The following is a 24,344-nucleotide window of genomic DNA, read 5'->3' as shown; positions in this document are numbered from 1 at the left end:
CACAATCGTCAACCCGTGGAAATTGAATGTGTTTCCCATCTTTATCACAATGATAAAGCATTGGAACCCCCTTCGTGACGTGTTAGTATGGCTATGACGACGTTCCGTGAGTGGTGCCGCCGTCTTGTATTTAGATCAGTGTAGCCTCGGTGACCCCGGTCGCCGAGGCGTTTTATTTTACACACTTTCTACGTGTTCCGAAGCCGCTTCCCAAAATATTTACGCTACGTCAGTGGTTGCGCCGTCGAAACGCGCCATCTGCCCGAACTGCCTGCAAGATCCGGCGCGTCGCTACTGTGCGCTTTCGTTTCGCGTGACACGCGGGAGGTGAGCTCGGCGCGCGCTCCCGCGCGGCGGGCAGCGACAGGGCCATCCCCGGCTGCCGGTGTCGCGACGCGCGCGAATCGCAGCGATCACGGCAGAATCGATTCGCTTCCGGAAACCAAAACGGCCCTGCCGCGGGGGCAGGGCCGTCTCTCGATCTGTCGAAGCTGCGGAGGATTATTCCTCTGCCGCCTCCTCTTCGCCTTCATCGCCGTCATCGGCGCGCAGGCCGCGCGGAGCCGAGATGTTGGCGATCACGAAGTCGCGGTCGATGGTCGGCTTGGCGCCTTCCGGCAGGGTCACGTCCGAGATGTGGATGACGTCGCCGATCTGCTTGCCTGCCAGGTCCACGGTGATGTGGTCCGGGATGTCGCCGGCCAGCACTTCGAGCTCGACTTCCTGGCGCACGATGGTCAGGACGCCGCCCTTCTTCAGGCCCGGTGCCGCTTCTTCATTGATGAAGTCGACGTGGATGAAGAGGTTGATCCGGCTGGTGCGGCGCAGGCGCATCAGGTCGAAGTGGGTCGGAAGGTCCTTCACGACATCGCGCTGCACGTCGCGGCAGATAACGCGGACATCGTCGTGACCGTCAACCTTGAGGTTGAACAGGGTCGACTTGAAGCGGCCTGCCTTCAGGCGCTTGAGCAGCTCGTTGAAGGGCAGTTGGATTGCCAGCGGCTCTGCATCGCCACCGAAAACAATGCCCGGAACCATGCCGTCGCGACGGACTTGACGAGCGGCGCCCTTGCCTGTCCCCGTACGTTCCAGAGCCACGAGATCAGGAATCTCACCAGCCATGTTGATATCTCCATAAATAAGGGCAGGGTGCCTCCAAGGCTGTCACCCCGCGTAAGAGCCGCTCCGATAGACCGGATCGCCCCGTTTCTCAAGTCTCTTTTTGCCCGCGCGCGTTCTACCGCCCTTGCAGGCGCCGCTCTGGACGCCGCCGCGCCGCCGTGGCAGGGCGCTGGGATGGGATACAAGCACGATCTTCTCGCCAGCCGTGGCCCCGCCGCGGCCTTCGCCGTCATGGGGCTCTACTGGGGCGGCTTCGCCGCGCTGGTGCCGGCGTTGAAGCCGCAGGCCGGGCTCTCCGACGAAGGCTTCGGGCTGGCGATGCTGGTCTCGACCTGCGGCGCGGTGCTTGCGATGTGGCTGGCCCCGGTCGCCGAGCGACGGCTCGGCCGGCTGGCGCTGCCGCTGCTGTCGGTGGTTTTGGCCGGTGCCTTCCTGCTGCCCGGTTTCGCCTCCGGCTGGCTGGGCTTCGCGCTGGCGATGCTCGCCGCCGCCGCGGCGGCCGGGCTGCTCGACGTGGTGATGAACGCGCAGGTGGCGGGGCTCGAGGCCTCGGGCCGCAGGCCGCTGATGAACCTCAACCACGCGGTCTACTCGTTGATCTACGCGGTCTCGGCCCTGGGCACCGGCCTGGCGCGCGAGTTTGGCGCCTCGCCGGTGGCCGCCTTCACCGGGCTCGGCCTGGCCGCGCTGGTCCTCGTGGCGCTGATGCGCGGGGCGCCCACTGCCGCCAACCATGACGGCGGCGTCGCGCCACGCGGTGCGACGCCCTGGCGGCTGATCCTGCCGGCGGGGCTGGTGGTGCTGATCGGCTTCCTGTCGGAGCAGGCCACCGAAGGCTGGTCGGCGCTGCATCTGGAGCGCAATCTGGACGCAGGCGCCGCTGCCGGCGCCGTCGGCCCGGCGCTGCTCGGCATCACCATGACGGTGGGGCGCCTGTTCGGGCAGGGGCTGGCGCAGCGCTTCGCCGAACCGGCGGTGATCCGCATCGGCGCCACGGTCTCGGCCTCCGGCGCGTTGATCGCGGCGCTCGCGCCGAGCCTGTGGATCGCCTACGCGGGCTTCGCCATCCTCGGCCTCGGCGCCTCGGTTGTGGTCCCCATGGCCTTCGCCTTCGTCGCTGCCCGCTGCCCCGCGGAGCGCCGCGCCCAGGCGATCTCCCGGCTCTCGGTGATCGGCTATGCCGGCTTCTTCCTCGGACCGCCGCTGATGGGGCTGGTCTCGGGCCGCGTCGGCCTCGCCGCCGCCTTCGCCACGGTGGCGCTGGTCCTGCTGCTGATCCCGCTCGCCCTCATCCCCTGGATGCGCCGCTCCTCACCAGCCGCCTGACCCCCGTCTTCTCTGGTTCAAAAATACCTCGGGGGTGAATGGGCCGCAGGCCCAGAGGGGGCAGCGCCCCCCCCCCTTCTCTCTCAGCACGGTCCAGCGCCGGTGACTGCGACCCGGCGTCCTCACGCCTCCCAGTCGCCGGAGAAGCCCTTCGGGATCATCAGGATGTCGCGGTCGACCTGCGTGATGTCGGTGCGCCCGCAGAGCCCCATCGAGCTGTCGAGCTCCTTGTGGATCACCCGCAGCGCCTCGGAGACGCCCTGTTCACCCATCGCCCCCAGCCCGTAGACATAGGCGCGGCCGATCCAGCAGCCCTTGGCGCCCATCGCCACCGCCTTGAGCACGTCCTGCCCCGAGCGGATGCCGCTGTCGAGATGCACCTCGATCTTGTCGCCCACCGCGTCGAGGATCGGCGCCAGCGCCCGGATCGAGCTCAGCGCCCCGTCGAGCTGGCGGCCGCCGTGGTTGCTCACCACGATGGCATCAGCGCCGACATTGCAGGCCTCGAGCGCGTCGCGGGGATCGATGATGCCCTTGATGATCAGCGGCCCGTCCCACATCTTGCGGAACTCGCGGATGCGGTCCCAGTTCAGCGCCTGGTCGAAGCTCTCGGCGGTCCAGGTCGACAGGCTCGAGGGATCGTCGACGCCCTTGGCGTGGCCGACAATATTGCCGAAGAAGCGCCGCTTGGTCTGCAGCATCTCCAGCCCCCACGGCACCTTGGTCATCATGTTGGCAACCGATTTCGGCGTCAGCTTGGGCGGCGCGGAGAGGCCGTTCTTGATGTCCTTGTGGCGCTGGCCCAGCAGCTGCAGGTCGACGGTGATCACTGCCGCCGAGCAGTTCGCCGCCTTGGCGCGGTCGAACAGGCGCTGCATGAAATCGTCGTCCTTGAGCGTGTAGACCTGCATCCAGAACGGCGCCGAGGTGTTCTCGGCCACGTCCTCGATCGAACAGATCGACATGGTCGAAAGGCAGTAGGGCACTCCGAATTTCTCTGCGGCGCGGGCGGCGAGGATCTCGCCATCGGCATGCTGCATGCCGGTGAGGCCCACCGGGGCCAGCGCCACCGGCATCGCCACGTCCTGGCCGATGAGCTTGGTCGCGGTGGTGCGGCCGGTCATGTCGATGGCGACGCGCTGGCGCAGGTAGATGTCGTCGAAATCCGAGCTGTTCTCGCGGAAGGTCTGCTCGCTCCAGCTGCCGGATTCGCAATAATCGTAGAACATCTTGGGGACACGGCGGCGGTAGATCCGCTTGAGGTCCTCGATCTCGGTGATTTGGGGCATGTGGAGCGGTCCTTCCGGGCGATGCGGTCAGGTTTGATTACCAATCCGCGACAGTTTGCGCAATCTCCCGCACTGGACATTTCGCCTCCGCGGCGGGTTAGTGGCGGCAGGGAGGGACAAGGCATGCCAGCAGGAGGCGATGCGATGATCCTATGGGGCTTTCTGGCCAGTCTCGGCGCCGGTCTGATGACCGGGGTGGGGGCGCTGCCGGTGCTGTTCGGGCGCGAGATCACGCGCCGGACCAACGACATGATGCTGGGCTTCGCCGCAGGGGTGATGATCTCGGCCTCGTTCTTCTCGCTGATCCTGCCGGGTATCGAGGAGGGCGCCGAGATCTACGGCTCGACGGTCGGGGCGGCGCTGCTGGCGGCGGTCGGCATCGCGCTCGGCGCGCTCGCGGTCGCGGGCATCAACCGCTGGGTGCCGCACGAGCATTTCGTTTCCGGCCCCGAGGGCTCGGACCCCGGCGCGCTGTCGAAGCTCTGGCTGTTCATCCTCGCGATCACAATCCACAATTTCCCGGAGGGCATGGCGGTGGGCATCGGCTTCGGCGGTGGCGACGTCACCAACGGCATGTCGCTGGCCACCGGCATCGGGCTGCAGAACGCACCCGAGGGGCTCGCGGTGGCGGTGGCGCTGCGCGGGCAGGGCTACGGCCGGCTGCGCAGCGTCTGGTACGCGACGCTGACCGGGCTGGTGGAGCCGATCGGCGGCCTGATCGGCGTCGCGGCGGTGTCGGTCTCGGTCTACGTGCTGCCGGTGGGGCTGACCTTCGCCGCCGGCGCCATGCTGTTCATCATCAGCCACGAGATCATCCCCGAGACCCACCGACACGGCCATCAGAACCGCGCCACCACCGGGCTGATCGTGGGGCTGATCCTGATGATGTTCCTCGACGTGACGCTGGGCTGAGGCGAGGAGAGGCCGCAGGGGCTCGAGGAGCCGCTCCTCCGCCCGTTCGGGCGTCCTCGCCGTTTCCTTTTCACGGGGGCTCTGCTATGGCAGGGCCTCGAAACAATGGAGGCGTGACATGGCCCACAAGGTGTTCATAGACGGCGAAGCCGGAACCACCGGATTGCAGATCCGCGAGCGTCTCGAGGCGCGCGCCGATATTGCCCTGGTCCAGGTTGCCCATGAGCGCCGCAAGGACCGCGACGCGCGCTCCGAGGCCCTCGCCGAGGCCGACGTGGCGATCCTCTGCCTGCCGGACGACGCGGCGAAGGAGACGGTCGAGCTGGCAGTGCCGCATGGCACGCGCATCATCGACGCCTCGACCGCGCACCGGGTGGCCGATGGCTGGGTCTTCGGCTTCGCCGAGATGGCCAAGGGCCAGCGCGAGGCGATCGCGGCGGCGCAATACGTCTCCAACCCGGGCTGCTGGTCGACCTGCGCGATCGCGCTGATCCGGCCGCTGGTCGAGGCGGGGATCCTGGCGGCGGACGCGGCGCCGGCGATCTCGGGCGTGTCGGGCTATAGCGGCGGCGGCAAGGCGATGATCGCCGAGTTCGAGGGCGGCGAGACCGACGGCGCCTTCCTCTACGGCGTGTCGCAGGGCCACAAGCACCTGCCGGAGATCTCCAAGCACGGGCTGCTGAGCGCCGCGCCGGTCTTCGTGCCGTCGGTCGGGCAGTATGCCCAGGGCATGGCGGTTGCCGTGCAACTGCCCGGGCTGGGCGCGGAAGGCATTGCCGCGGCAGAGGCAGCGCTGCGCGCGGCCTACGAGGGCGAACGCTTCGTCTCTGTGGTCGCGCCGTCGGTGCACGAGCCGCGGGTGCTGCCGCAGCGCCTGAACGGCAGCAACCGTCTCGAGCTCTCGGTGCATGGCAATCCGGCGAGCGGCGCTGCGGTGCTGGTCGCGGTGCTCGACAATCTCGGCAAGGGCGCCTCGGGCGCCGCGGTGCAGAACCTCAACATCATGCTCGGCGTCGACGAGGGTGCCGGGCTCGAAGGGCCGGAGGCGCAGGCGGCCGAGTAGGCGGCATTGCGCCTGGTTGCGGACGGAGCAGGGGGCGCTGCCCCCGCCGCCACGGAGGTGCGCTTTCCAGAGGAGCGGGGGCGCTGCCCCGTCGCACCGGGGGCGCGCTTGCCAGAGGAGAGGGGGGCGCTGCCCCCGTCGCACCGGAGGTGCGCTTGCCACGGGGAAAGAGGGGGCGCTGCCCCCTCTGGGCCTGCGGCCCATTCACCCCCGAGGTATTTTTGAACCAGAGAAGATGCGGGGCCGCGCTAAGGGGCGATGCAGGCAATGGAAAAGGGGCGGCCGGTGGGGCGCCCCTTTGTCATGTCAGCGGTGGCGCGGCGCTCAGGCGCGGTGGGCGCCGTCGGCGAGGGATTTGACGAAGGCGAGGACCTCTTCGGTGGGCTTGCCTTCGGCCTGGGCGGCGACGATGGCCGAGCCAACCACGCAGCCATCGGCGACGCTTGCGATGCTCTCGGAGGTCTCGGGCGTGCGGATGCCGAAGCCCACGATGACCGGCAGGTCGGTCTTGGCCTTGATGCGGGCCACTTCCGGGGCGACATCGGCGGCCTGCGCCGCCGCGGCGCCGGTGATGCCGGTGATCGAGACGTAGTAGACGAAGCCCGACGTGTTCTGCAGCACCTTGGGCAGACGCTTGTCATCGGTGGTGGGGGTCGCGAGGCGGATGAAGTTGAGTCCGGCCTTCTGGGCCGGGATGCAGAGCTCCTCGTCTTCCTCGGGCGGCAGGTCGACCACGATCAGCCCGTCGATGCCGGCCTTGCCAGCGTCCTCGAGGAAGCGCTCGACGCCGTGGTTGTAGATCGGGTTGTAGTAGCCCATCAGCACGATCGGGGTGGTGTCGTCGCCGGCGCGGAAATCGCGCACCATCTGCAGCGTGCGCTCCAGAGTCTGGCCCGCCTCGAGGGCGCGCTGGCCGGCGAGTTGGATCGTCGGGCCGTCGGCCATCGGGTCGGTGAAGGGCTGGCCCAGTTCGATGATGTCGACGCCGGCGGCGGGCAGGCCCTTCACCAGTTCGAGCGAGCGGTCGTAATCGGGATCGCCGGCCATGACATAGGCGACGAAGGCTTTCTTGCCATCTGCGCGGAGCGCGGCGAATTTTGCATCGATGCGGGTCATGACTGTCCTTCCCTGATGGTCGCGGCCCCGGCGATCGCGGCCCGGAGTGTCGCGGCCCAGATTATCGCGGCCCAGATAATCGCGGCATGTCTGCCGGAATGGCGGGCGGAAATCAATAAGCTGCGGACCGCCGGAAGACGGGTTTCTTGACACTGGTCAAGGCGGGGCACAGCCTGAAGGGCGTAGGCCGGACAAAAGCCCGCTGGAGAAAGGCCCCCGATGAGCGCAACACCCCCCGAGACGGACACCGCCGCCCATATCCCCGCCGCCGACGACGCCATGGCCCCGGCGCCCGATGGCGCCGCTGCCGCCGCCCCGCGCGGGCCGCGCCGCCCCGCACCGACGCCGGACGAGATCCGGCTCGCCTTCGAGACCGGCGCCTATCCCTACGACACCAAGATGTCGACCAAGAGCTACGAGCGCCAGAAGGCGCAGCTTCAGGCCGAGCTTCTCAAGGTGCAGCTGTGGTTCCAGCAGACCGGCCAGAAGGCGGTCTTGCTCTTCGAGGGCCGCGACGCCGCCGGCAAGGGGGGCACGATCAAGCGCTTCACTGAGCATCTCAACCCGCGCCACGCCCGCGTGGTGGCGCTCAACAAGCCCAGTGACCTGGAGCGCGGCCAGTGGTATTTCCAGCGCTACATCGAGCATCTGCCGACCGCCGGGGAGATCGTGCTCTATGACCGCTCCTGGTACAACCGCGCCGGGGTCGAGCGGGTGATGGGGTTCTGCGAGCCCAACGAATACCTGGAGTTCATGCGCCAGACGCCGGATCTCGAGCGCATGTTGGTGCGGGCCGGGATCAAGCTCTACAAATACTGGTTCTCGGTCACCCGCGAGGAGCAGCTGCGCCGTTTCAAGAGCCGCGAGACCGACCCGCTCAAGCAGTGGAAGTTGTCGCCGATCGACAAGGCCAGCCTCGACAAGTGGGACGATTACACCGAGGCCAAGGAGGCGATGTTCTTCTACACCGACACCGCCGATGCGCCGTGGATCGTGGTCAAGTCGAACGACAAGAAACGCGCGCGGATCAATTGCATGCGGCATTTTCTTTCGACCCTGGATTACCCCGGGAAGGACCGCCGGGTGGCCACGCCCGCCGACCCGCTGATCGTTGGCGGCGCGGCGCATGTGATCCATCGCTCCGATCATATCCTCGGCACGGCGCTGCACCCGGACACCCGCAAGAGCGGCGGCTGACGCGGCGAGACGATGCCGCCCGGCGCGCCGCTCAGAGATGCGCGCCGAGCCAGTCCTGCAGCGGCGCGAGACGGTCGAACCGCTCGCGCAGGGTCGCCTCTGGATCCTCTGAGAGCGCCTCGAAGAGATCATCATACCAGAGCACGCAACCGGTGCGGCGCAGCAGCTCGGCGCGCGGATGGTCGGCAGCATAGGGCTCGGGCACGGTTTCGAGGGTCGGCGGGTCGAGCCGCGCGTCGAGCCGGCCGAGCAGGCTGGCCAGGCCCTCTCCCGCAACCCCGGAGACCGAATGCCGCCAGGCGATGGTCTGCTCGGCGTCGAACCCCATCACACCGGCGCCGGCGGTGGCGTATTCGGGCGAGAGGCCGAAATACCAGCCCCGACCGTCGGCCAGGGTCCAGACCGCGTGGAGATGGGTGTAGAACGGGGTCTTGTCGCTCGAGTAGCGCCCGTCGCGATGCGGGCGGAACAGCTTGCCCCGCACCGGCCGACCGGTGCGCTGTGTGAGCGTGTCGGCAAGGATATCCACCAGCCGCTCGCCCGGTCGCCTGACATCGCGATCGTAGCGCAGCTTGTTCCTGCTGAACCAGCCGCGGTTGTTGTTCTTGGCGAGCTCGGCGAGAAATCCGCGCGTGTGCGTCGCGAAACGGGACAGGTCAATCTGCGCGGACATCGCGCAACTCCAATCATGCAAAACAATCTGACTCGTAATCAACGACCGAGTTTAGCACAGACCTGCCGATCCCGCTGCACGGAACTTGCCAAGCGCGCGGGCGCTCTCTAATCCGGGGGCATGTTGCGCTGGAGTGCCTGCTTTCTGTTCCTGCTGCCTGCCGTCGAGGCGGTGGCGCATCCGCATGTCTTCGTCGACAGCGCCCTGCGCATCGAGACCGACGCCGACCGGCGTGTTACCGGGATCGAGCTGAGCTGGGCCTATGACGAGTTCTTCACGCTGCTGATCTTCGAGGATATGGGGCTCGACCCCGATGGCGACGGTCAGCTCACCGAGGCGGAGCTGGAGCAGCTCCAGGGCTTCGAGACCAACAACTGGCCGGCGGATTTCGAGGGCGATCTATATCTGGTCGCCGGCGGCGCGCCGGTGGCGCTCGGGCCGCCAGAGCCGCGCGAGACCCGGATCGAGGATGGACGCATCATCTCGTCGCATTTCCGGCCGGTGCCGGAGGTGCCGGCGCAAGGGCTGGAGATCAAGCAATACGATCCGACCTTCTACGTCTCCTACGAGATCAGCCGCGGCGTCGAGATCGCCGCGCCCTGCAGCGCCGAGATCGAGGCGCCCGACCGCGAGGCGGCCGATGCCTACGTGCAGGAAGAGCTGCAACGCGTCCCCGAGGACATGTTCGAGCAGCTCGAGGTCGGTGAGCAATATGCCGACCGGATCAGCCTGACATGCGATCCCTCGTCCTGATCGGCGCCGCCGCGGTGGTGGCGCTGGCGGTCTGGCTCTGGGGCTTCGGCGGCGCCGCGGTCGTCGAGGCCACCGCGGCGCAGGGCCAGCGCGAGGCGCAGGTGGCGATGGCAGGGGGGCTGCGCGCGCTGCGGGCCGGCGAGCCGGGGGCGCTCACGGCGCTGCTGGGTCTGTGCTTTGCCTACGGGTTCTTCCATGCCGCCGGGCCGGGCCACGGCAAGCTGCTGATCGGCGGCTACGGGGTCGGGCGCCGCGTGCCGGTGCTGCGGCTGTCGATGCTGGCGCTGCTGTCGAGCCTGGCGCAGGCAGCGGCGGCGGTGGCGCTGGTCTATGCCGGGGTCTGGGCGCTCGGCTGGGGGCGCGAGCAGCTCACCGATGCCGCCGAGGACTGGTTCGCCCCGGCAAGCTACGCCGCCATCGGGCTGATCGGCCTCTGGCTGGCGCTGCGCGGGCTGCGCAAGCTGCTGGCACGTCCCGAGCCGAGGCCTTCCGTGGCCCCCGATCACCTTCATGATCAACCTCGTGACGATCAGCACCCTCACAGCGATCATGAGCATGACCATGACACCGGCCCCCATCAGCCCCACGATCACGACGGCCATCACCATGCTCACGCTCATGGCGAGGCCTGCCCGAGCTGCGGCCATGCCCATGGCCCGAGCCTCGAACAGGTCGAGCAGGTCCACTCGCTGCGCGACGCGCTGGTTCTGATCGGCGCCATCGCCATCCGGCCCTGTACCGGGGCGCTGTTCCTGCTGATCCTGACCTGGCGCATGGGCATCGATCTCGCCGGCATCCTCGGCGCTTTCGCCATGGGGCTCGGCACGGCAGCGGTGACCATGGCGGTGGCCCTGGCCTCGGTGACGCTGCGCGAGGGAGCCCTCAGCCGGCTCGCCACCGGGCCCGCCGCGCTGCGGCTGATGGGCGGCATCGAGGCCGCCGCCGGGGCCATGATCGCCATCCTCGCGGCGCAGGTGGTGTTGCACGCGATCTAGAGCTGAACCACAGTTTCGCGGCTCCCTTCACGCGAGACTTGCCCGAGCGCGCCGGCGTCTCTAAAGCGCGATCATGAGGAATGAAGACACATATTGGGCCCATGCCCGCGCCATCCTGCTGCTTGCGCTGCCGCTGATCGGCGGCCATCTCGCGCAGCTTGCCATCGTGTTCACAGACACCGCGATGATCGGCCGCTACGGCGTTGCCGAGCTGGCGGCGCTGACGCTGGCCTCGACGGTGTTTTCGGTGTTCTTCCTCTTCGGCTCCGGCTTTGCCTGGGCGGTGATGCCGATGGTGGCCTGCTATGAGGCCGCCGACGATCACACCAAGATCCGCCGCGCCACCCGCATGGGGCTCTGGCTGTCGGCGGGGGTGTTCGCGCTGGTCATGCCGCTGCTCTGGCATTCGGGCAGCATCCTCCTGGCGCTGGGGCAGGAGCCGCAGGTCGCGGCCGATGCCCAGACTTACCTCCGCATCGCCGGCTGGGGGCTCTTGCCGGCGCTTGGCGTCATGGTCTTCAAGAGCTTCCTCGCCGCGCTCGAGCACACCCGCGTAGTGTTCTGGATCACCGTCTGCGCCGCCATTGCCAACGCGCTGGCCAATTACGCGCTGATCTTCGGCAACTGGGGCGCGCCCGAGCTCGGCATCCGCGGAGCCGCCATCGCCTCGCTGGTCTCGCACGGGCTGTCGCTGCTGGGGGTGATCGCCTATGCCCGCCTGCGCCTGCCGCTCTACCCGCTCTGGCAGCGCTTCTGGCGCCCCGATGTCGAGATGATGCGCGAGGTCTTCGCGCTCGGCTGGCCGATCGGCCTCACCACCCTGGCCGAGGTCGGGCTCTTCGCCGCCACCGCGCTGCTGATCGGCCTGATCGGTCCGGCGCCGCTGGCCGCGCACGGCATCGCGCTGCAGCTCTCGGGGCTGACCTTCATGGTGCATCTGGGCCTCGCCAACGTCGCCACGGTGCGCGCGGGGCAGGCGCGTGGCCGTGGTGACACCGAGTTCCTGATGCGCGATGCGCGCACGCTCTTCGGGCTCTCCATCGCCACGGTGATCATCACCGTCGTGGCCTTCCTGACCATTCCCGAGGCGCTCATCGGCCTGTTCCTGTCGCCCGACGATCCGCAGCGAGACACCATCATCGCCATCGGCGTGGTGCTGCTGCTGGTCGCGGCGTTGTTCCAGCTGGTCGACGCGCTGCAGGTCATCGCGCTCGGCATGCTGCGTGGCCTACACGACACCCGCGCGCCCATGATCATCGCGGCGCTGTCCTACTGGGGGCTCGGACTGCCGGCAGCCTACTTGCTGGGCTTCCCGGCCGGCTACGGCTTCGTCGGCGTCTGGTTCGGGCTGGTGATCGGGCTCGGGGCGGCGGCGGTGTTGCTGCTGCACCGCTTCCTCGTCCGCGCCAACCCGCGCCGCGTCGCACCGCCCGCCGGCGCCAAGGCCTGAGCCGCCGCTCCGCGCCTGTGCCGGGGCCGCGACGCTCTCTTGCGCTTGCACCGATCCGCGCCTAGAAGGCGGCCAACCAAAGCCAGAGGAGCCGCAAGATGGGATTTCGCATGGGGATCGTGGGTCTGCCCAACGTGGGCAAGTCGACCCTGTTCAACGCGCTGACCAAGACCGCCGCGGCGCAGGCGGCCAACTTCCCGTTCTGCACCATCGAGCCCAACGTGGGCGACGTGGCGGTGCCCGACGCGCGGCTCGACAAGCTCGCGTCCATCGCCAAGTCGCAGAACATCATTCCCACCCGGATGACCTTCGTCGACATCGCGGGCCTGGTGAAGGGCGCCTCGAAGGGCGAGGGTCTGGGCAACCAGTTTCTCGCCAACATCCGCGAGACCGACGCCATCGCCCACGTGCTGCGCTGCTTCGAGGATGACGACGTCACCCATGTCGACGGTCGCGTCGATCCCGTCGCCGATGCCGAGACCATCGAGACCGAGCTGATCATCGCCGACATGGAGAGCCTCGAGAAGCGCCTGCAGAACATCGTCCGCAAGGTGCGCGGCGGCGACAAGGAGGCGGTCCAGCAGGAGCGCCTGATGAAGGCCGCGCTCGAGCTCCTGGAGCAGGGCAAGCCCGCGCGCCTGCTCGAGGTCGATGCCGAGGATCTCAAGCAGTGGAAGATGCTGCAGCTTCTGACCTCGAAGCCGGTGCTCTACGTCTGCAACGTCGACGAGGACGAGGCCGCCACCGGCAACGCGCTCTCCGAGAAGGTCGCCGCCATGGCCGCCGCGCAGGGCAACGCTCACGTCGTGATCTCGGCCAAGATCGAGGAAGAGATTTCCCAGCTCGATGGCGAGGAGGCGGAGATGTTCCTCTCCGAGCTCGGGCTCGAGGAGGCCGGTCTCGACCGTCTGATCCGCGCCGGCTACGAGCTGCTGCATCTCGAGACCTACTTCACCGTCGGCCCCAAGGAAGCCCGCGCCTGGACCATCCGCAAGGGCACGCTGGCGCCGCAGGCCGCCGGTGTGATCCACGGTGATTTCGAGAAGGGCTTCATCCGCGCCGAGACCATCGCCTACGAGGATTTCGTGGCCTTGGGCGGCGAGCAGCCCGCCAAGGAAGCCGGCAAGATGCGCGCCGAGGGCAAGACCTACATGGTCAAGGACGGCGACGTGCTGCACTTCCTCTTCAACACCTGAAGCCAAGGGCCGGGAAGGGGCCTGACGCACCCGCCCGGCCGTCCTCGCGGCGCCGCCCCGGCACAAGGCGCGCGCCGGGACGCCCCGATCGCAAGGTTCAGCCCGCCGCGGTGGCCTCGATCTCGACCATGAGCCCGGGCAGGGCGAGCCGGGTGACGCCCAGCAGGGTCGTCGGCGGCGCCACCTCTGCCGCGCCGAACCGCATCCCCATCAGATCGAAGTTCTTCAGGGCCGCGTCCATGTCGGTGGCGAAGACCCCGAGCCGGATGACGTTGCCGAGCCCCATGCCGGCCTGCCTCAGCACCGCTTCGAGATTGTCGAGCGCGAGGTCAATCTGCGCCCGCATGTCGCCCGCGTGCTGCGGCGTGCCGGTGCCGTCCACCGCCGTCTGTCCGGCGACGATGAGCTGCCGCGCGGCGCCTTCGATGATCTCGGCCTGGTTGTAACCGAGCTTGAGCGACCAGTCCCACGGGTTCACTGCACTGCGTTTCATGATGACCTCTCCTTGGTTTCGCTTGCCGACCCATCGGTAGAGGCAAACAGTGCCAAAATCTGGCACCATTCGTGCTAGGCTCCCGCCATGACCGTGAGACACAGACAGGACGCCATCGTCCGCAGCCTGCGCCGCAATGGCAGCTCCACCATCGACGCGCTGGCGGCCGAGGTCGGCGCGTCGCGCCGCACCGTGCTGCGCGACATCGCCGCCCTGCGCGAGGACGGCTACGTGATCCATTCCGATGTCGGGCGCGGCGGCGGGCTGCAGCTCGACCCGCAATCCGTGCAGACCCATGCGCGGCTCACGGTCGACGAGGTGTTCGCCCTGCTGATCAGCGTCGCCGCGATGCGCGCCGCCGGGACCCTGCCGTTCTCCGAGCTGGCCGATGCCGGGCTGGCCCGGATCGAGAAGGCGCTGCCGCGGGACAAGGTCCGCGATTTGCGCGCCGTCCTGGGCTGCCTGCATGTGGGCCGGCTGCCGCCGCGGCAGGATCTCTCCGATCTGGGCCAGGTCGACGCGGCGCTGCTCCCGGCCTTCGAGACGGCCTTCCTCGCGCGCCGCTTCCTGCGCTTCGGCTACCGCGACGCCGGGGGCCGCGAGACCCGGCGCGAGGTCGAGCCGCAGGCGCTGCTGATCCTGCTGCCGATCTGGTATCTCGTCGGATGGGACCCGATGCGCGAGGATTTCCGCCATTTCCGCATGGACCGGATCAGCGCCCCGCATTGTGTCGAAGACAAGCGCTTCCGCCGTCGACGCGTGCCTTTCGAGGCAGACGTGTGCCCCTATGCAGAGCTGTCCAGGGGCCGGTCCTGAAAGCGCCCCTCCCCAAGCTCGGTGATTCTCGCAAGTGCTGCGACGCACAGGCCGCGCCAATAAGGCCCCCTGCCAGCCTCGACAGACCCGGTTCCCCAAGGTCCCGAGGTGTCATTCGAGAGGCAAACGCAAACCCGCCCCTCGACCTTTGCCTTCTTCTGGCTGAAAATATCCCGGGGAGCGCGAGGGGCAGCGCCCCTCGTCTCCGACGCCCCCACCAAGCGCAGGGCCGCCCGATGCAGATTTCCGCCAATCTCGGCTTCCTCTACGCCGACCTGCCGCTGCCTGCGCGCATCCACGCCGCAGCCAGCGACGGCTTCGACGCGGTCGAGTGCCATTTCCCCTACGACCATGACCCGGGTGAGATCCGCGCCGCCCTCGACGCCACCGGCCTGCCGATGCTGTCGCTCAACACCCGGCCCGGCGACACGGCGGCAGGCGAATTCGGCCTTGCGGCGCTTCCGGGGCGGGCCGAGGAGGCCCGTGCCGCCGTGGCGCAGGCGGTCGCCTTCGGCGCGGCGATCGGGGCGGGCGCGGTGCATGTCATGGCAGGCCGAAGCCTCAGGGCGGCAGGGTCCGAGGAGGCCTTCCGCGCAACGCTGGCCCACGCCTGCGATCTCGCCGCCGCGCATGGCATGACCATCCTCATCGAACCGATCAACACGCGCGACGTGCCCGGCTACCACCTGACCTCTCTGGAGCAGGCGACCGAGACCATCACGGCACTGGACCGCGACAACATCCGCATCATGTTCGATTGCTACCACCTGCAGATCCTGCAGGGCGACCTGACGCGGCGCTTCGAGCAATATCTGCCGTTGGTCGGTCACGTGCAGATCGCCGCGGTGCCGGACCGCGGCGAACCGGATGCGGGCGAGCTTTGCTATGCAAGGCTTCTCAAAGCCCTCCGCGAGGCGGGCTACCACGGCGCCATCGGCGCCGAGTACCGCCCCCGGGGCTGCGACACGCGCGCGGGGCTGGACTGGCTGCCAAGGCTCCGCGCCGCGCTGGCAAGCGCCTAGGCGGGCGTCAGCCCGGCCTTGCTCACCGCGTCGGCCACCAAGGCGCCGCGACCCTGGATCACCTGGCCCGCCAGCGCCATCGCACCGCGCGCCGCGTCTTCGAGCGGACGGCCGAGCGCCAGCCCCGCCAGCAGACCGGCGGCGAAGCTGTCGCCGGCGGCGGTGGTATCGACAACGCTCTCGACGCGCGTCGCCGGGATCACCTGGGCGCCGCTGTCACGCTGCCAGAGCAGAAGGTCGCCCGGGCCCTGCTTCACCGCCACCAGGTCGGCGCCCTGGGCGCGGTAGCGCTCAAGACTCTGCGCCGGGTCGGTGTCGCCGAACAGCACCTGCTCCTCGTCGAAGGAGGGCAGCACGATGTCGGAGGTCCGCGCCCCCATCATCAGGCCGGCGCGCATCGCCTCGGGGCTCTCCCAGAGCTTCGGCCGCAGGTTGGTATCAAAGGCCACGATGGCCCCGCGCGATCGCGCCCTCGCCAGCGCACCGCAGAAATACTCGCGCTCCTTGGGCGGCAGGATGGCCAGGGTGATGGCGGAGAAATGGATCATGTCGCGGCCCTTGAGCGCCGCATCGAGCCATTTCAGATCCTGCGCCATGCGCTTGGCCGCCGATTGTCCGCGCCAGTAGGAGAAGCTGCGCTCGCCATCCTCGATCGAGATCATGTAGAGCCCCACCGTCGCGTCCGGCAGACGGCGCACCCCGGAGGTGTCGATGCGCTCGCCCTCCATGTAGGCCAGCATCTCGTGGCTGATCGCGTCCTCGCCGACGCAGGTGGCGTAGCCCACGCCCCAGCTCTCCGGCAGCATCCGGCGCATGTACCAGGCGGTGTTGAAGGTGTCGCCGGCGAAACCGCGGCGATAGAGCCCGTCACCGGCCTCGGACAGTTCGACCATGCATTCGCCAATGGCGAGAAAGGCGCTCATTGCGTCACTCCTTCGTCTCCGGATGAGCGGGCGGGGCGCCCGTCAGCTTTCCGGCGGTAACAGTTTGCCGGGGTTGAGGATAGCCTGCGGATCGAAGGCCGTCTTCACGCGGCGCATGATGGCCACAGCGGCGCCGTGCTCGGCATCCATGTATGTCTGCTTCCCGAGCCCGATGCCATGCTCGCCGGTGACCGTGCCGCCAAGCTTCAGTGCCACCTTGGCGAGCGCGCCGGAAAACGCCAGCACCTCGGCGATCTCGTCCGGATCGCCGGGATCGAAGCGCAGGCCACAGTGGAAATTGCCGTCGCCGACATGACCGACGATGGTGCAGGTGAGCGCGCGCGCCTCGGCCTCGGCGCGGGCCGCGGCGATGGCCTCGGCCAGCCGCGAGATCGGCACGCAGACATCGGTGGAATAGGTGCGCTTGCCGGGGCGCGGGTCGAGCGCCCCGATCGCCGGCAGCGCACCGTGGCGCAGGCTCCAGAGCGCGGTGCGTGCCTCGGTGGTCTCGGCCTCCTGCCAGCCTTGCGCGCCGGCATCAGCAGCGATCTCGCGGAAGCTTGCCACCTGTTCGCGTGCTGCCTCAGGCGCGCCGTGGAACTCTAGGAAAAGATGTGGTTTTTCCGGCATGTCGGTGCCGCTGTGCAGGTTGAATCCGCGCACCATCATCTCGTCGACCAGCTCGATCCGCGCCATCGGGATGCCGCTCTGGATGGTCAGGATCACGCAATCGACCGCGGCTCCCACATCGTCGAACCGGCAGGTCGCGGCGGCGACCGCCTCGGGCTGGCCATGCAGCTTCAGCGTCAGCTCGGTGATCAGCCCCAGCGTGCCTTCCGAGCCCACCAGCAGGTGGGTGAGATCGTAGCCCGCCGAAGACTTGCGCGCCTCGCTGCCGGTGCGGATCACCGTGCCGTCGGCCATCACCGCCTCGAGCGCCAGCACGTTCTCGCGCATGGTGCCGTAGCGCACCGCCGTGGTTCCGGAGGCCCGCGTCGCGGCCATGCCGCCGAGCGAGGCGTCGGCGCCGGGATCGACCGGGAAGAACAGCCCGGTGGCGCGCAGGTCCTCGTTGAGCTGCTTGCGGGTCACCCCGGGCTGGACCACCACGTTCATGTCTTCCGCATGGACCTCGAGCACCTTGTTCATGCGAGAGAAATCGAGGCTGATGCCGCCGTTCACCGCGAGGTGCTGGCCTTCCAGCGAGGTGCCGGTGCCGAACGCCACCACGGGCACGCCGTGCTCGGCGCAGATCCGTACGATGGAGGAGACCTCTTCGGTGCTCTCGGGAAAGGCCACCGCATCGGGCAGGACCTCGTCGTAATGCGCCTCGTTGCCGGCGTTCTGCTGGCGGGCGGCAAGGGTGGTGGTGAAGCGCGGGCCGAGCAGCTGCCCGAGCGCGTCGAATGCGGTCATCTTGGTGGTCTCCTGCGCCGGGGGAATGCGCTTGCATTCGGTATACCAGCCGGTGACACTGTGGCAAGCAACTGCCGGAGGGGCGCGTCCCCAACCGGCCGGCAAGAGGGCGCGAAACGGCGTCGAGGGAGGAGGGGTCATGACCCGGAGCATCGTCATCACCGGCGCGGGCAGCGGCATCGGACGCGTCACCGCGCAGGCATTCCTGAAGGACGGCTGGCGCGTGGCGCTGGTGGGCCGCCGCGAGGCGCCGCTGCGCGAGAGCGCCAATGGCGATCCTAATGCGCTGGTGCTGCCTTTCGACGTTTCGCAGCCTGAGGCGGTGGATCAGGGCTTTGCCGAGGTCGCCCAAAGCTGGGGCCGGGTCGACGCGCTGTTCAACAATGCCGGCATCTTCACCAGGGGCGCGCCGATCGACGAAATCCCGGTCGAGGACTGGATGCAGCTCTGCGCCGTCAACATCACCGGCATGTTCCTCTGCGCCCGCACGGCCTTTGCCCAGATGCGCCGGCAGGACCCGCAGGGCGGGCGCATCATCAACAACGGCTCGATCTCGGCGCATGTGCCGCGCCCCGGCTCTTCGCCCTACACGACCTCAAAACACGCGGTGACCGGGCTCACCCGATCGATCAGCCTCGACGGGCGGCCGTTCAACATCGCCTGCGGCCAGATCGATATCGGCAACGCCCTGACCGAGATGGCCGCGCCGATGGCCACGGGCGTCAGGCAGGCCAATGGCGAGATCGCGGCGGAGGCGGTGATGGATGCGGAGCACGTGGCCAGCTCGGTCCTGCACATGGCGGGGCTGCCGCTCGATGCCAATGTGCAGTTCATGACCGTGATGGCGACCAAGATGCCCTATATCGGGCGGGGCTGAGCGGCATGGACGCGCCGCAGGAGACCCTTGCCGAGCAGATCGCCGCGCAGTTGCGCCGGGCGATCCTGTTCGGCACGCTGCCGCCCGACGCGCCGATCAAGGAGCGCGACACCGCCGCCGCCATGGGGGTGAGCCGCACGCCGATGCGCGAGGCGATCCGCATCCTTGCCAAGGAGGGGTTGGTGGTGCTGCGCCCGGCGCGCAGCCCGGTGGTGGCGCGGCCCTCGATCAAGGAGGTGCGTGATCAGGTGGTGGTGCTGCAGACGCTCGAACAGCTCTCGGCTCGGCTCGCCTGCGAGGCCGCCACCGAGGCTGATCTCGACGAGATCGAGGCACTGCACCGGCGCATTTCCTCGAGCTACGATCAGCTCGACGCGCTCGACGCCTTCGAGCTCGACATGAGCTTTCACCGCCGCATCGCGCGGGCGGCGCATAACGCGGCGCTGGCGCAGACCCACAACCGCTATCTCGCGCGGCTGTGGCGGGCGCGCTATCTCTCGGCCCGGATGCGGCACAACCGTGCGCGCGTCGTGGGCAATCACGAGATCATCCTGCAGGCGCTCCGGGCCCGCGACGTGGACGCGGTGACCCGCGCCGTCGAGGACCATCTGGCGAGCCTCGCAGACGACATCGCCGCCGCCCTCGAAGCCGAGGCGGCGGCCGCAGACCAGGAGGACGAGACATGAAACTGATGCGCGTGGGGCCGAAGGGCGAAGAGCGCCCTGTGGTGCTGGATGGCCAGGGCCAGATGCGGGATCTGTCCGGCGTTGTGCCGGATCTTGGCGGGCAGGGCGTGTCGCTCGAGGCGCTCGAGGCGATCCGGGGGCTCGATCTCGCGACGCTGCCGGTACTGCCGGAGGGGGTGCGCATCGGTGCCTGTCTTGCCGGCGTGCCCAACTTCTTCTGCGTCGGTCTAAACTACGCCAAGCACGCCGCCGAGACCGGCGCGCAGCCGCCGAAAGAGCCGATCCTGTTCTCCAAGGCGGCCTCGGCGCTGGCTGGGCCGAACGATGCGGTGACGATCCCGCCGGGCTCGGAGAAATCCGACTGGGAGGTCGAGCTCGGCGTGGTGATCGGAAAGACCTGCTGGCAGGTCTCCGAGGCCGAGGCGCTGAGCCACGTCGCGGGCTATTGCGTGGTCAACGACCTGTCGGAGCGGGCCTGGCAGATGGAGCATGGCGGGCAGTGGATCAAGGGCAAGTCGGCGCCGGGCTATGGCCCCTGCGGGCCGTATCTGGTGACGACGGACGAGATCTCCGACCCGCAGGCACTGTCCCTGTCGCTGGCGCTGAACGGCGAGACGGTCCAGGACAGCGACACCTCTGACATGATCTTCGGCGTGGCCGAGATCATCGCCTATATGAGCCGTTTCATGGAGCTGGTGCCGGGCGACCTGATCGCCACCGGCACGCCCGCGGGCGTCGGGCTCGGGATGAAACCGCCGCGCTTCCTGCGCGCCGGCGACGTGATGGAGCTGAGCGTCGAGGGGCTGGGCACGCAGCGGCAGGAGATGGTCGCGGGGTAGGGCAGCTTGTCGACGGTCGATCAGAGCCCGCGCGGAACAAGGCCGCGGGGGGCTGGTGTGAATGTCGAGGACGCAGAGGAGGTGCCTACGCTCCGCGTTTGAACCTTGCCCGCGCGGAACCAAGGCCGCAGGCCGCCTCTCACACATCGCGTTTCGCGATGTGTTGCCGGCGGGCATTTGCATGCAAACGCCGAGAGGCGCGCTATCGGTCATGCCGGAGGCAGGCCTTCGGCGTGACCCGCCCCCCGGGCCGGCGATTTGGTAGGGCTGGGCGCTGAGCTTTGAGGTCCTTCGGACTTGGCAGCGATAAGACGAGGGATTCCGAGGCAGGATCGCCTTCCCGCGGACCGGCGATGCGCGGCGGGCGTTACTCTTGCGATTACCTCGAACATCAAAAAGGCCGCGCCAAAGCGCGGCCTTTTCGTTTGTCCTGCGACGTGCCGAGGCGTCAGACGCCCCGGCGCTCAGCCGATCAGAAGTGCACCGAGCGGGTGGTCTCGGGGGTCGCGGCGGGCGGGGCGAACTTGGTCAGGTCGATGCCTTCCACCGCGCTCTTGTACTCGTCGGCATTCGGCGTGCGGCCGAGGATTGCCGAGAGCACCACCACCGGGGTCGAGGCGAGCAGCGACTCGCCCTTCTTCTCGGAGGAGTCCTCCACCACGCGGCCCTGGAAGAGGCGAGTCGAGGTGGCGAGCACGGTGTCGCCCTTCTCGGCCTTTTCCTGGTTGCCCATGCACAGGTTACAGCCCGGGCGCTCCAGATAGAGGATGTTCTCGTACTCCTTGCGCGCCTGGGTCTTCGGGAACATGTCGTCGAACTCGAAGCCCGAGTACTTCTGCAGGATCTCCCAGTCGCCCTCTTCCTTGAGCTCGTCGATGATGTTGTAGGTCGGCGCGGCCACCACCAGAGGCGCCTTGAACTCGACCTTGCCGTTGGCCTTCTCGAGGTTCTTCAGCATTTGCGCGACGATCTTCATGTCGCCCTTGTGAACCATGCAAGAGCCCACGAAGCCAAGGTCCACCTTCTTCTCGCCACCGTAGTAGGAGACCGGGCGGATGGTGTCGTGGGTGTAGCGGCGCGAGGCGTCGGCGTTGTTGACGTCCGGGTCGGCGATCATCGGCTCGTCGATCTTGTCGAGATCGACGACGACCTCGGCAAAATACTTGGCGTTGTCGTCCGGGGTCAGCGCCGGCTTCTCGCCCGAGCGGATCTCGGCGATACGCTTGTCGGCCTTGTCGATCAGGCCCTGCAGGGTCTGGGCGGCGTTGTCCATGCCCTTGTCGATCATCACCTGGATGCGCGACTTGGCGAGCTCCAGCGAGCCGATCAGGGTCTCGTCGTTGGAGATGCAGATCGAGGCCTTGGCCTTCATCTCCGCGGTCCAGTCGGTGAAGGTGAAGGCCTGGTCGGCGAGCAGGGTGCCGATATGGACCTCGATGATGCGGCCCTGGAAGACGTTGTCGCCGAACTGCTCGAGCATCTGCAGCTGGGTGGCGTGCACCACGTCGCGGAAGTCCATGTGGTCGGCCATCTTGCCCTTGAAGGTGACCTTGACGGACTCGGGGATCGGCATCGTCGCCTCGCCGGTCGCCAGCGCCAGCGCCACGGTGCCCGAGTCCGCGCCGAAGGCTACGCCTTTCGACATCCGGGTGTGGCTGTCGCCGCCGATGATGATGTCCCAGTCATCCACGGTGATGTCGTTGAGCACCTTGTGGATCACGTCGGTCATGGCGTGGTATTCGCCCTTGGGATCGCGCGCGGTGATCAGGCCGAAATCGTTCATGAACTTCATCAGGCGCGGGATGTTGGCCTCGGCCTTCTTGTCCCAGACCGACGCGGTGTGACAGCCCGACTGGTAGGCGCCGTCGACGGTCGGCGAAATCACCGTCGCCGCCATCGCCTCGAGCTCCTGGCTGGTCATCAGGCCGGTGGTGTCCTGGGAGCCCACGATGTTGACCTTGACGCGCACGTCCGAGCCCGCGTGCAGGGTCTTGCCCGGGGTGGTGCCAAGCGCGTTCTTGTTGAAGATCTTCTCGACGGCGGTCAGGCCCTGGCCTTCGATCGAGACCTCCTTGGACGGCGCGAAGACCGGGGTCGGCTCGACGCCGAGGGTCTCGGCCGCAAACGTCTGCAGCTTCTTGCCGAAGACGATGGCATAGGACGAGCCCGCCTTCATGAACTCGACCTTCTGCGGCGTGAAGGCGGAAGAGACGTCGACCAGCTCCTTGCCGTCCTCGTCGGTGAGCTTCATCGCCTTGGTGTCGATCTTCAGCACGGTGCCGGTGGCAACCGAGTATTTCTGCTCGAGCACCGGGTTGCCGTCATTGTTGAGGATCGGCTTGCCGTCGGCGTCGACCTTCTTGACCCAGTTCTTCAGGTCGAGACCGATGCCGCCGGTCACGCCCACGGTGGTCAGGAAGATCGGCGAGATGCCGTTGGTGCCGGCCACGACCGGGGCGTAGTTGACGAAGGGAACGTAGGGCGAGGTCGGCTTGCCGGTCCACAGCGCCACGTTGTTGACGCCCGACATCCGCGACGAGCCCACGCCCATGGTGCCCTTCTCCGCGATCAGCATCACGCGCTTGCCCGGGTGCTGCAGCTTGAGCGCCTCGATTTCCTTCTGCGCGGCCTCGGAGATCATGCACTTGCCGTGCAGCTCGCGGTCGGAGCGCGAGTGCGCCTGGTTGCCGGGCGAGAGCAGGTCGGTCGAGATGTCGCCCTCTGCGGCGATGTAGGTCACCACCTCGATCTCTTCGTCGATATCGGGAAGCTTGGTGAAGAACTCGGCCTTGGCGTAGCTCTCGAGGATGTCCTTGGCGATCGCGCTGCCCTCGGCATGGGCCTTGGCAAGACGGTCCATGTCGGCCTCGTAGAGGAAGACCTGGGTCTTGAGGACCTCGGCGGCCTGCTGCGCGATCTCGCCGTCCTGGTTCAGCGCAAGGTCGAGCAGAACCTCGACCGAGGGGCCGCCCTTCATGTGCGACAGCAGCTCGAAGGCGAAGGCCGGGGTGATTTCCTCGACCTTGGTCTCACCAAGGATGATCTTCTTGAGGAAGGCGGCCTTCACGCCTGCGGCGGATGTGGTGCCGGGCAGGGTGTTATAGATGAAGAACTGCAGGGAGTCGTCGCGGTGCTCGCTGCCGGCATCCTCGATCTGCGCGATCAGCTCGGCTACCAGCGCGCCATCGTCGATGGGCTTGGGGTGCAGCCCCTCCGCCTTGCGCGTTTCGATCTCATTTAGGTAGTCTGTGTACAAGCTCATGACGGTCCCTGCGGTTCAGTGTGGGCGAAGCTGGAGCAGCGGGCGCGACGGCGTCGAACGGTCGCGGCGCGCTTATTGTATGCGGCAGTATACGATTGAGGGCTTGCTGGCAAGAGCTTCGACAGCGTCAATTCGCTGCACCTGCATCATGTCATGGAATGCAGCCAAGCAACAGAGCTGGTATGTCCTCCTGCGCGCCGCCGGATCCGGCGACCGGGGGCCGGACAGGTGATCAGTGCAGCATTGCGACTGTCGCGCGAAGGATACGAGCCTATCCGAACCGTCGCCGGGGGCGATGTTGCGGCGATCGCGGTTCCCGCTGTCCAGAGTATTCGGAACCGACGAGTCCGATCTTGAACCGAGCCCTCCGGCCGCTTCAACCCGAGCCGGACATCTTCTCGAGGCGGGCAAGCTGCTTCAATGTCTGCTCAAGCGCTTCGGACAGCGTTTCGAGCCGGGACTGGTCTTTTTCAAATCTCTTTCCGATGCCTTCCGAAGCGTCATCGAGTACGGGTTCGCTGTTGGGCAAATCCTTGCGAATGCGCTCTCGAAGTCGATCGTTGCCAAGCTTGTCCCGCGCCTCTTCGGCGCGCTTCTTGGCCGCCTCCAATCCGGCTCCGGCCTCTTCGAGCCCAAGCCTTGTGTCGGCGATGGCGCGCGCCAGCAGCGGTCCGAGCGGAGTATCGCGCGCGGTGGCGCGCGGCGTCGCACGAAGGCCGGGTACGACCGGGACGATTACCGTCCCACCGCTGGCGAAATTATCGCGCGAACGCAGCTTCGGATTCAGGCGCAGGAGCTCGCGTTCGGCCCGGCGTCGCTGGGCCGGTGTCGCGTTCGAGAGGTCGAACAGGTTGCGAGCCAGCCCGGCGATGGTCTTTTCACGTTCGATGCGGGCGATGGTGAAGGGCATGGTGGTCT

General features: G+C 67.9%; 22 protein-coding genes. 13 read left to right on the top strand and 9 right to left on the bottom strand.

The window, feature by feature from the left end:
* Window positions 1–501: 501 nt before the first annotated feature.
* Window positions 502–1,122 (bottom strand): 50S ribosomal protein L25/general stress protein Ctc, encoded by a 621-nt coding sequence (locus KUV62_RS16865; RefSeq protein ID WP_222604896.1) that lies wholly within the window; start codon window positions 1,120–1,122, stop codon window positions 502–504.
* Window positions 1,123–1,296: 174 nt separating this feature from the next.
* On the opposite strand from KUV62_RS16865, the gene KUV62_RS16860 reads away from it, so the two are divergent.
* Window positions 1,297–2,448, top strand: a complete 1,152-nt coding sequence (locus KUV62_RS16860; protein ID WP_222604895.1) for an MFS transporter — start codon at window positions 1,297–1,299, stop codon at window positions 2,446–2,448.
* Between the two features lie 122 nt (window positions 2,449–2,570).
* On the opposite strand, the gene KUV62_RS16855 is transcribed toward KUV62_RS16860, so the two are convergent.
* Window positions 2,571–3,737 (bottom strand): alpha-hydroxy acid oxidase, encoded by a 1,167-nt coding sequence (locus KUV62_RS16855; RefSeq protein WP_222604894.1) that lies wholly within the window; start codon window positions 3,735–3,737, stop codon window positions 2,571–2,573.
* A gap of 144 nt (window positions 3,738–3,881) precedes the next feature.
* On the opposite strand from KUV62_RS16855, the gene KUV62_RS16850 reads away from it, so the two are divergent.
* Together KUV62_RS16850 and argC are read left to right on the top strand one after the other, a co-directional pair.
* Window positions 3,882–4,649: a ZIP family metal transporter gene (locus KUV62_RS16850; RefSeq protein ID WP_222605005.1), complete on the top strand. Its 768-nt coding sequence runs from the start codon at window positions 3,882–3,884 to the stop codon at window positions 4,647–4,649.
* Window positions 4,650–4,767: 118 nt separating this feature from the next.
* Window positions 4,768–5,712 carry an N-acetyl-gamma-glutamyl-phosphate reductase gene (gene argC / locus KUV62_RS16845; protein WP_222604893.1) on the top strand — a complete coding sequence of 315 codons (945 nt, stop codon included), beginning with the start codon at window positions 4,768–4,770 and terminating at the stop codon, window positions 5,710–5,712.
* Between the two features lie 324 nt (window positions 5,713–6,036).
* Here argC and trpA read toward each other — a convergent pair whose 3' ends face one another.
* On the bottom strand, window positions 6,037–6,828 hold the full coding sequence (gene trpA, locus KUV62_RS16840; RefSeq protein WP_222604892.1) for a tryptophan synthase subunit alpha: 792 nt from the start codon (window positions 6,826–6,828) through the stop codon (window positions 6,037–6,039).
* A gap of 219 nt (window positions 6,829–7,047) precedes the next feature.
* Here trpA and ppk2 point away from each other — a divergent pair, with 219 nt between their 5' ends.
* The gene (gene ppk2 / locus KUV62_RS16835; protein ID WP_410000867.1) at window positions 7,048–8,025 is read left to right on the top strand and encodes a polyphosphate kinase 2; all 978 of its coding nucleotides are present in this window, start codon (window positions 7,048–7,050) and stop codon (window positions 8,023–8,025) included.
* A 31-nt stretch (window positions 8,026–8,056) separates the two neighbouring features.
* Here the strand turns inward: ppk2 and KUV62_RS16830 are convergent, their stop codons facing one another.
* On the bottom strand, window positions 8,057–8,698 hold the full coding sequence (locus KUV62_RS16830; RefSeq protein ID WP_222604891.1) for a TIGR02453 family protein: 642 nt from the start codon (window positions 8,696–8,698) through the stop codon (window positions 8,057–8,059).
* A gap of 120 nt (window positions 8,699–8,818) precedes the next feature.
* On the opposite strand from KUV62_RS16830, the gene KUV62_RS16825 reads away from it, so the two are divergent.
* From KUV62_RS16825 to ychF, 4 genes are all read left to right on the top strand, one after another.
* A complete protein-coding gene (locus KUV62_RS16825) occupies window positions 8,819–9,451 on the top strand; it encodes a DUF1007 family protein (protein WP_222604890.1) in 633 nt (210 codons plus the stop codon).
* Window positions 9,433–10,446, top strand: a complete 1,014-nt coding sequence (locus KUV62_RS16820; protein WP_222604889.1) for a nickel/cobalt transporter — start codon at window positions 9,433–9,435, stop codon at window positions 10,444–10,446. The genes KUV62_RS16825 and KUV62_RS16820 overlap by 19 nt, the downstream gene beginning before the upstream one ends.
* Before the next feature lie 73 nt (window positions 10,447–10,519).
* On the top strand, window positions 10,520–11,896 hold the full coding sequence (locus KUV62_RS16815) for an MATE family efflux transporter (protein WP_222604888.1): 1,377 nt from the start codon (window positions 10,520–10,522) through the stop codon (window positions 11,894–11,896).
* A 98-nt stretch (window positions 11,897–11,994) separates the two neighbouring features.
* Window positions 11,995–13,092 (top strand): redox-regulated ATPase YchF, encoded by a 1,098-nt coding sequence (gene ychF / locus KUV62_RS16810; protein ID WP_222604887.1) that lies wholly within the window; start codon window positions 11,995–11,997, stop codon window positions 13,090–13,092.
* Between the two features lie 97 nt (window positions 13,093–13,189).
* Here ychF and KUV62_RS16805 read toward each other — a convergent pair whose 3' ends face one another.
* Window positions 13,190–13,585, bottom strand: coding sequence for a RidA family protein (locus KUV62_RS16805; RefSeq protein ID WP_222604886.1), 396 nt, complete (start codon window positions 13,583–13,585; stop codon window positions 13,190–13,192).
* A gap of 87 nt (window positions 13,586–13,672) precedes the next feature.
* On the opposite strand from KUV62_RS16805, the gene KUV62_RS16800 reads away from it, so the two are divergent.
* Both KUV62_RS16800 and KUV62_RS16795 read left to right on the top strand, forming a co-directional pair.
* Complete coding sequence (locus tag KUV62_RS16800; protein WP_222604885.1) at window positions 13,673–14,401, top strand: helix-turn-helix transcriptional regulator; 729 nt, start codon at window positions 13,673–13,675, stop codon at window positions 14,399–14,401.
* Window positions 14,402–14,637: 236 nt separating this feature from the next.
* Entirely contained in the window at window positions 14,638–15,423 is a 786-nt protein-coding gene (locus tag KUV62_RS16795) for a hydroxypyruvate isomerase family protein (RefSeq protein WP_222604884.1), read from the top strand.
* Here KUV62_RS16795 and KUV62_RS16790 read toward each other — a convergent pair.
* Both KUV62_RS16790 and KUV62_RS16785 read right to left on the bottom strand, forming a co-directional pair.
* On the bottom strand, window positions 15,420–16,346 hold the full coding sequence (locus KUV62_RS16790; protein WP_222604883.1) for a sugar kinase: 927 nt from the start codon (window positions 16,344–16,346) through the stop codon (window positions 15,420–15,422). The two genes, KUV62_RS16795 and KUV62_RS16790, sit on opposite strands and share 4 nt — an antisense overlap.
* A 42-nt stretch (window positions 16,347–16,388) precedes the next feature.
* Window positions 16,389–17,762, bottom strand: a complete 1,374-nt coding sequence (locus KUV62_RS16785) for an FAD-binding oxidoreductase (protein ID WP_222604882.1) — start codon at window positions 17,760–17,762, stop codon at window positions 16,389–16,391.
* Window positions 17,763–17,901: 139 nt separating this feature from the next.
* Between KUV62_RS16785 and KUV62_RS16780 the strand changes: the two genes are divergently transcribed.
* The 3 genes from KUV62_RS16780 to KUV62_RS16770 are packed head-to-tail and all read left to right on the top strand — an operon-like array spanning window position 17,902 to window position 20,164.
* Entirely contained in the window at window positions 17,902–18,639 is a 738-nt protein-coding gene (locus tag KUV62_RS16780) for an SDR family oxidoreductase (protein ID WP_222604881.1), read from the top strand.
* Between the two features lie 5 nt (window positions 18,640–18,644).
* Complete coding sequence (locus KUV62_RS16775) at window positions 18,645–19,325, top strand: GntR family transcriptional regulator (protein ID WP_222604880.1); 681 nt, start codon at window positions 18,645–18,647, stop codon at window positions 19,323–19,325.
* Window positions 19,322–20,164, top strand: coding sequence for a fumarylacetoacetate hydrolase family protein (locus tag KUV62_RS16770; RefSeq protein WP_222604879.1), 843 nt, complete (start codon window positions 19,322–19,324; stop codon window positions 20,162–20,164). Before KUV62_RS16775 ends, KUV62_RS16770 begins: the two co-directional genes overlap by 4 nt.
* 472 nt (window positions 20,165–20,636) lie before the next feature.
* Here the strand turns inward: KUV62_RS16770 and KUV62_RS16765 are convergent, their stop codons facing one another.
* Window positions 20,637–23,426 carry a bifunctional aconitate hydratase 2/2-methylisocitrate dehydratase gene (locus KUV62_RS16765; protein ID WP_222604878.1) on the bottom strand — a complete coding sequence of 930 codons (2,790 nt, stop codon included), beginning with the start codon at window positions 23,424–23,426 and terminating at the stop codon, window positions 20,637–20,639.
* 376 nt (window positions 23,427–23,802) lie between these two features.
* Window positions 23,803–24,336, bottom strand: coding sequence for a hypothetical protein (locus KUV62_RS16760; RefSeq protein ID WP_222604877.1), 534 nt, complete (start codon window positions 24,334–24,336; stop codon window positions 23,803–23,805).
* Between the last annotated feature and the right edge of the window lie 8 nt (window positions 24,337–24,344).

This window comes from Salipiger bermudensis, assembly GCF_019801965.1.
Classification (GTDB): domain Bacteria; phylum Pseudomonadota; class Alphaproteobacteria; order Rhodobacterales; family Rhodobacteraceae; genus Salipiger; species Salipiger bermudensis_A.
This window is presented reverse-complemented; position numbering and strand designations above follow the sequence as displayed.

Bases quoted from the DNA above. Each gene is read 5' to 3' on its own strand.
- KUV62_RS16770 (WP_222604879.1), top strand. From the start codon at position 19,322: ATGAAACTGATGCGCGTGGGGCCGAAGGGCGAAGAGCGCCCTGTGGTG.
- KUV62_RS16850 (WP_222605005.1), top strand. From the start codon at position 3,882: ATGATCCTATGGGGCTTTCTGGCCAGTCTCGGCGCCGGTCTGATGACC.
- KUV62_RS16790 (WP_222604883.1), bottom strand. From the start codon at position 16,346: ATGAGCGCCTTTCTCGCCATTGGCGAATGCATGGTCGAACTGTCCGAG.
- KUV62_RS16760 (WP_222604877.1), bottom strand. From the start codon at position 24,336: ATGCCCTTCACCATCGCCCGCATCGAACGTGAAAAGACCATCGCCGGG.
- KUV62_RS16855 (WP_222604894.1), bottom strand. From the start codon at position 3,737: ATGCCCCAAATCACCGAGATCGAGGACCTCAAGCGGATCTACCGCCGC.
- KUV62_RS16830 (WP_222604891.1), bottom strand. From the start codon at position 8,698: ATGTCCGCGCAGATTGACCTGTCCCGTTTCGCGACGCACACGCGCGGA.
- KUV62_RS16785 (WP_222604882.1), bottom strand. From the start codon at position 17,762: ATGACCGCATTCGACGCGCTCGGGCAGCTGCTCGGCCCGCGCTTCACC.
- KUV62_RS16795 (WP_222604884.1), top strand. From the start codon at position 14,638: ATGCAGATTTCCGCCAATCTCGGCTTCCTCTACGCCGACCTGCCGCTG.
- KUV62_RS16825 (WP_222604890.1), top strand. From the start codon at position 8,819: ATGTTGCGCTGGAGTGCCTGCTTTCTGTTCCTGCTGCCTGCCGTCGAG.
- KUV62_RS16805 (WP_222604886.1), bottom strand. From the start codon at position 13,585: ATGAAACGCAGTGCAGTGAACCCGTGGGACTGGTCGCTCAAGCTCGGT.
- KUV62_RS16800 (WP_222604885.1), top strand. From the start codon at position 13,673: ATGACCGTGAGACACAGACAGGACGCCATCGTCCGCAGCCTGCGCCGC.
- KUV62_RS16780 (WP_222604881.1), top strand. From the start codon at position 17,902: ATGACCCGGAGCATCGTCATCACCGGCGCGGGCAGCGGCATCGGACGC.
- KUV62_RS16765 (WP_222604878.1), bottom strand. From the start codon at position 23,426: ATGAGCTTGTACACAGACTACCTAAATGAGATCGAAACGCGCAAGGCG.
- KUV62_RS16775 (WP_222604880.1), top strand. From the start codon at position 18,645: ATGGACGCGCCGCAGGAGACCCTTGCCGAGCAGATCGCCGCGCAGTTG.
- argC (WP_222604893.1), top strand. From the start codon at position 4,768: ATGGCCCACAAGGTGTTCATAGACGGCGAAGCCGGAACCACCGGATTG.
- KUV62_RS16865 (WP_222604896.1), bottom strand. From the start codon at position 1,122: ATGGCTGGTGAGATTCCTGATCTCGTGGCTCTGGAACGTACGGGGACA.
- KUV62_RS16815 (WP_222604888.1), top strand. From the start codon at position 10,520: ATGAGGAATGAAGACACATATTGGGCCCATGCCCGCGCCATCCTGCTG.
- ppk2 (WP_410000867.1), top strand. From the start codon at position 7,048: ATGAGCGCAACACCCCCCGAGACGGACACCGCCGCCCATATCCCCGCC.
- ychF (WP_222604887.1), top strand. From the start codon at position 11,995: ATGGGATTTCGCATGGGGATCGTGGGTCTGCCCAACGTGGGCAAGTCG.
- trpA (WP_222604892.1), bottom strand. From the start codon at position 6,828: ATGACCCGCATCGATGCAAAATTCGCCGCGCTCCGCGCAGATGGCAAG.
- KUV62_RS16820 (WP_222604889.1), top strand. From the start codon at position 9,433: ATGCGATCCCTCGTCCTGATCGGCGCCGCCGCGGTGGTGGCGCTGGCG.
- KUV62_RS16860 (WP_222604895.1), top strand. From the start codon at position 1,297: ATGGGATACAAGCACGATCTTCTCGCCAGCCGTGGCCCCGCCGCGGCC.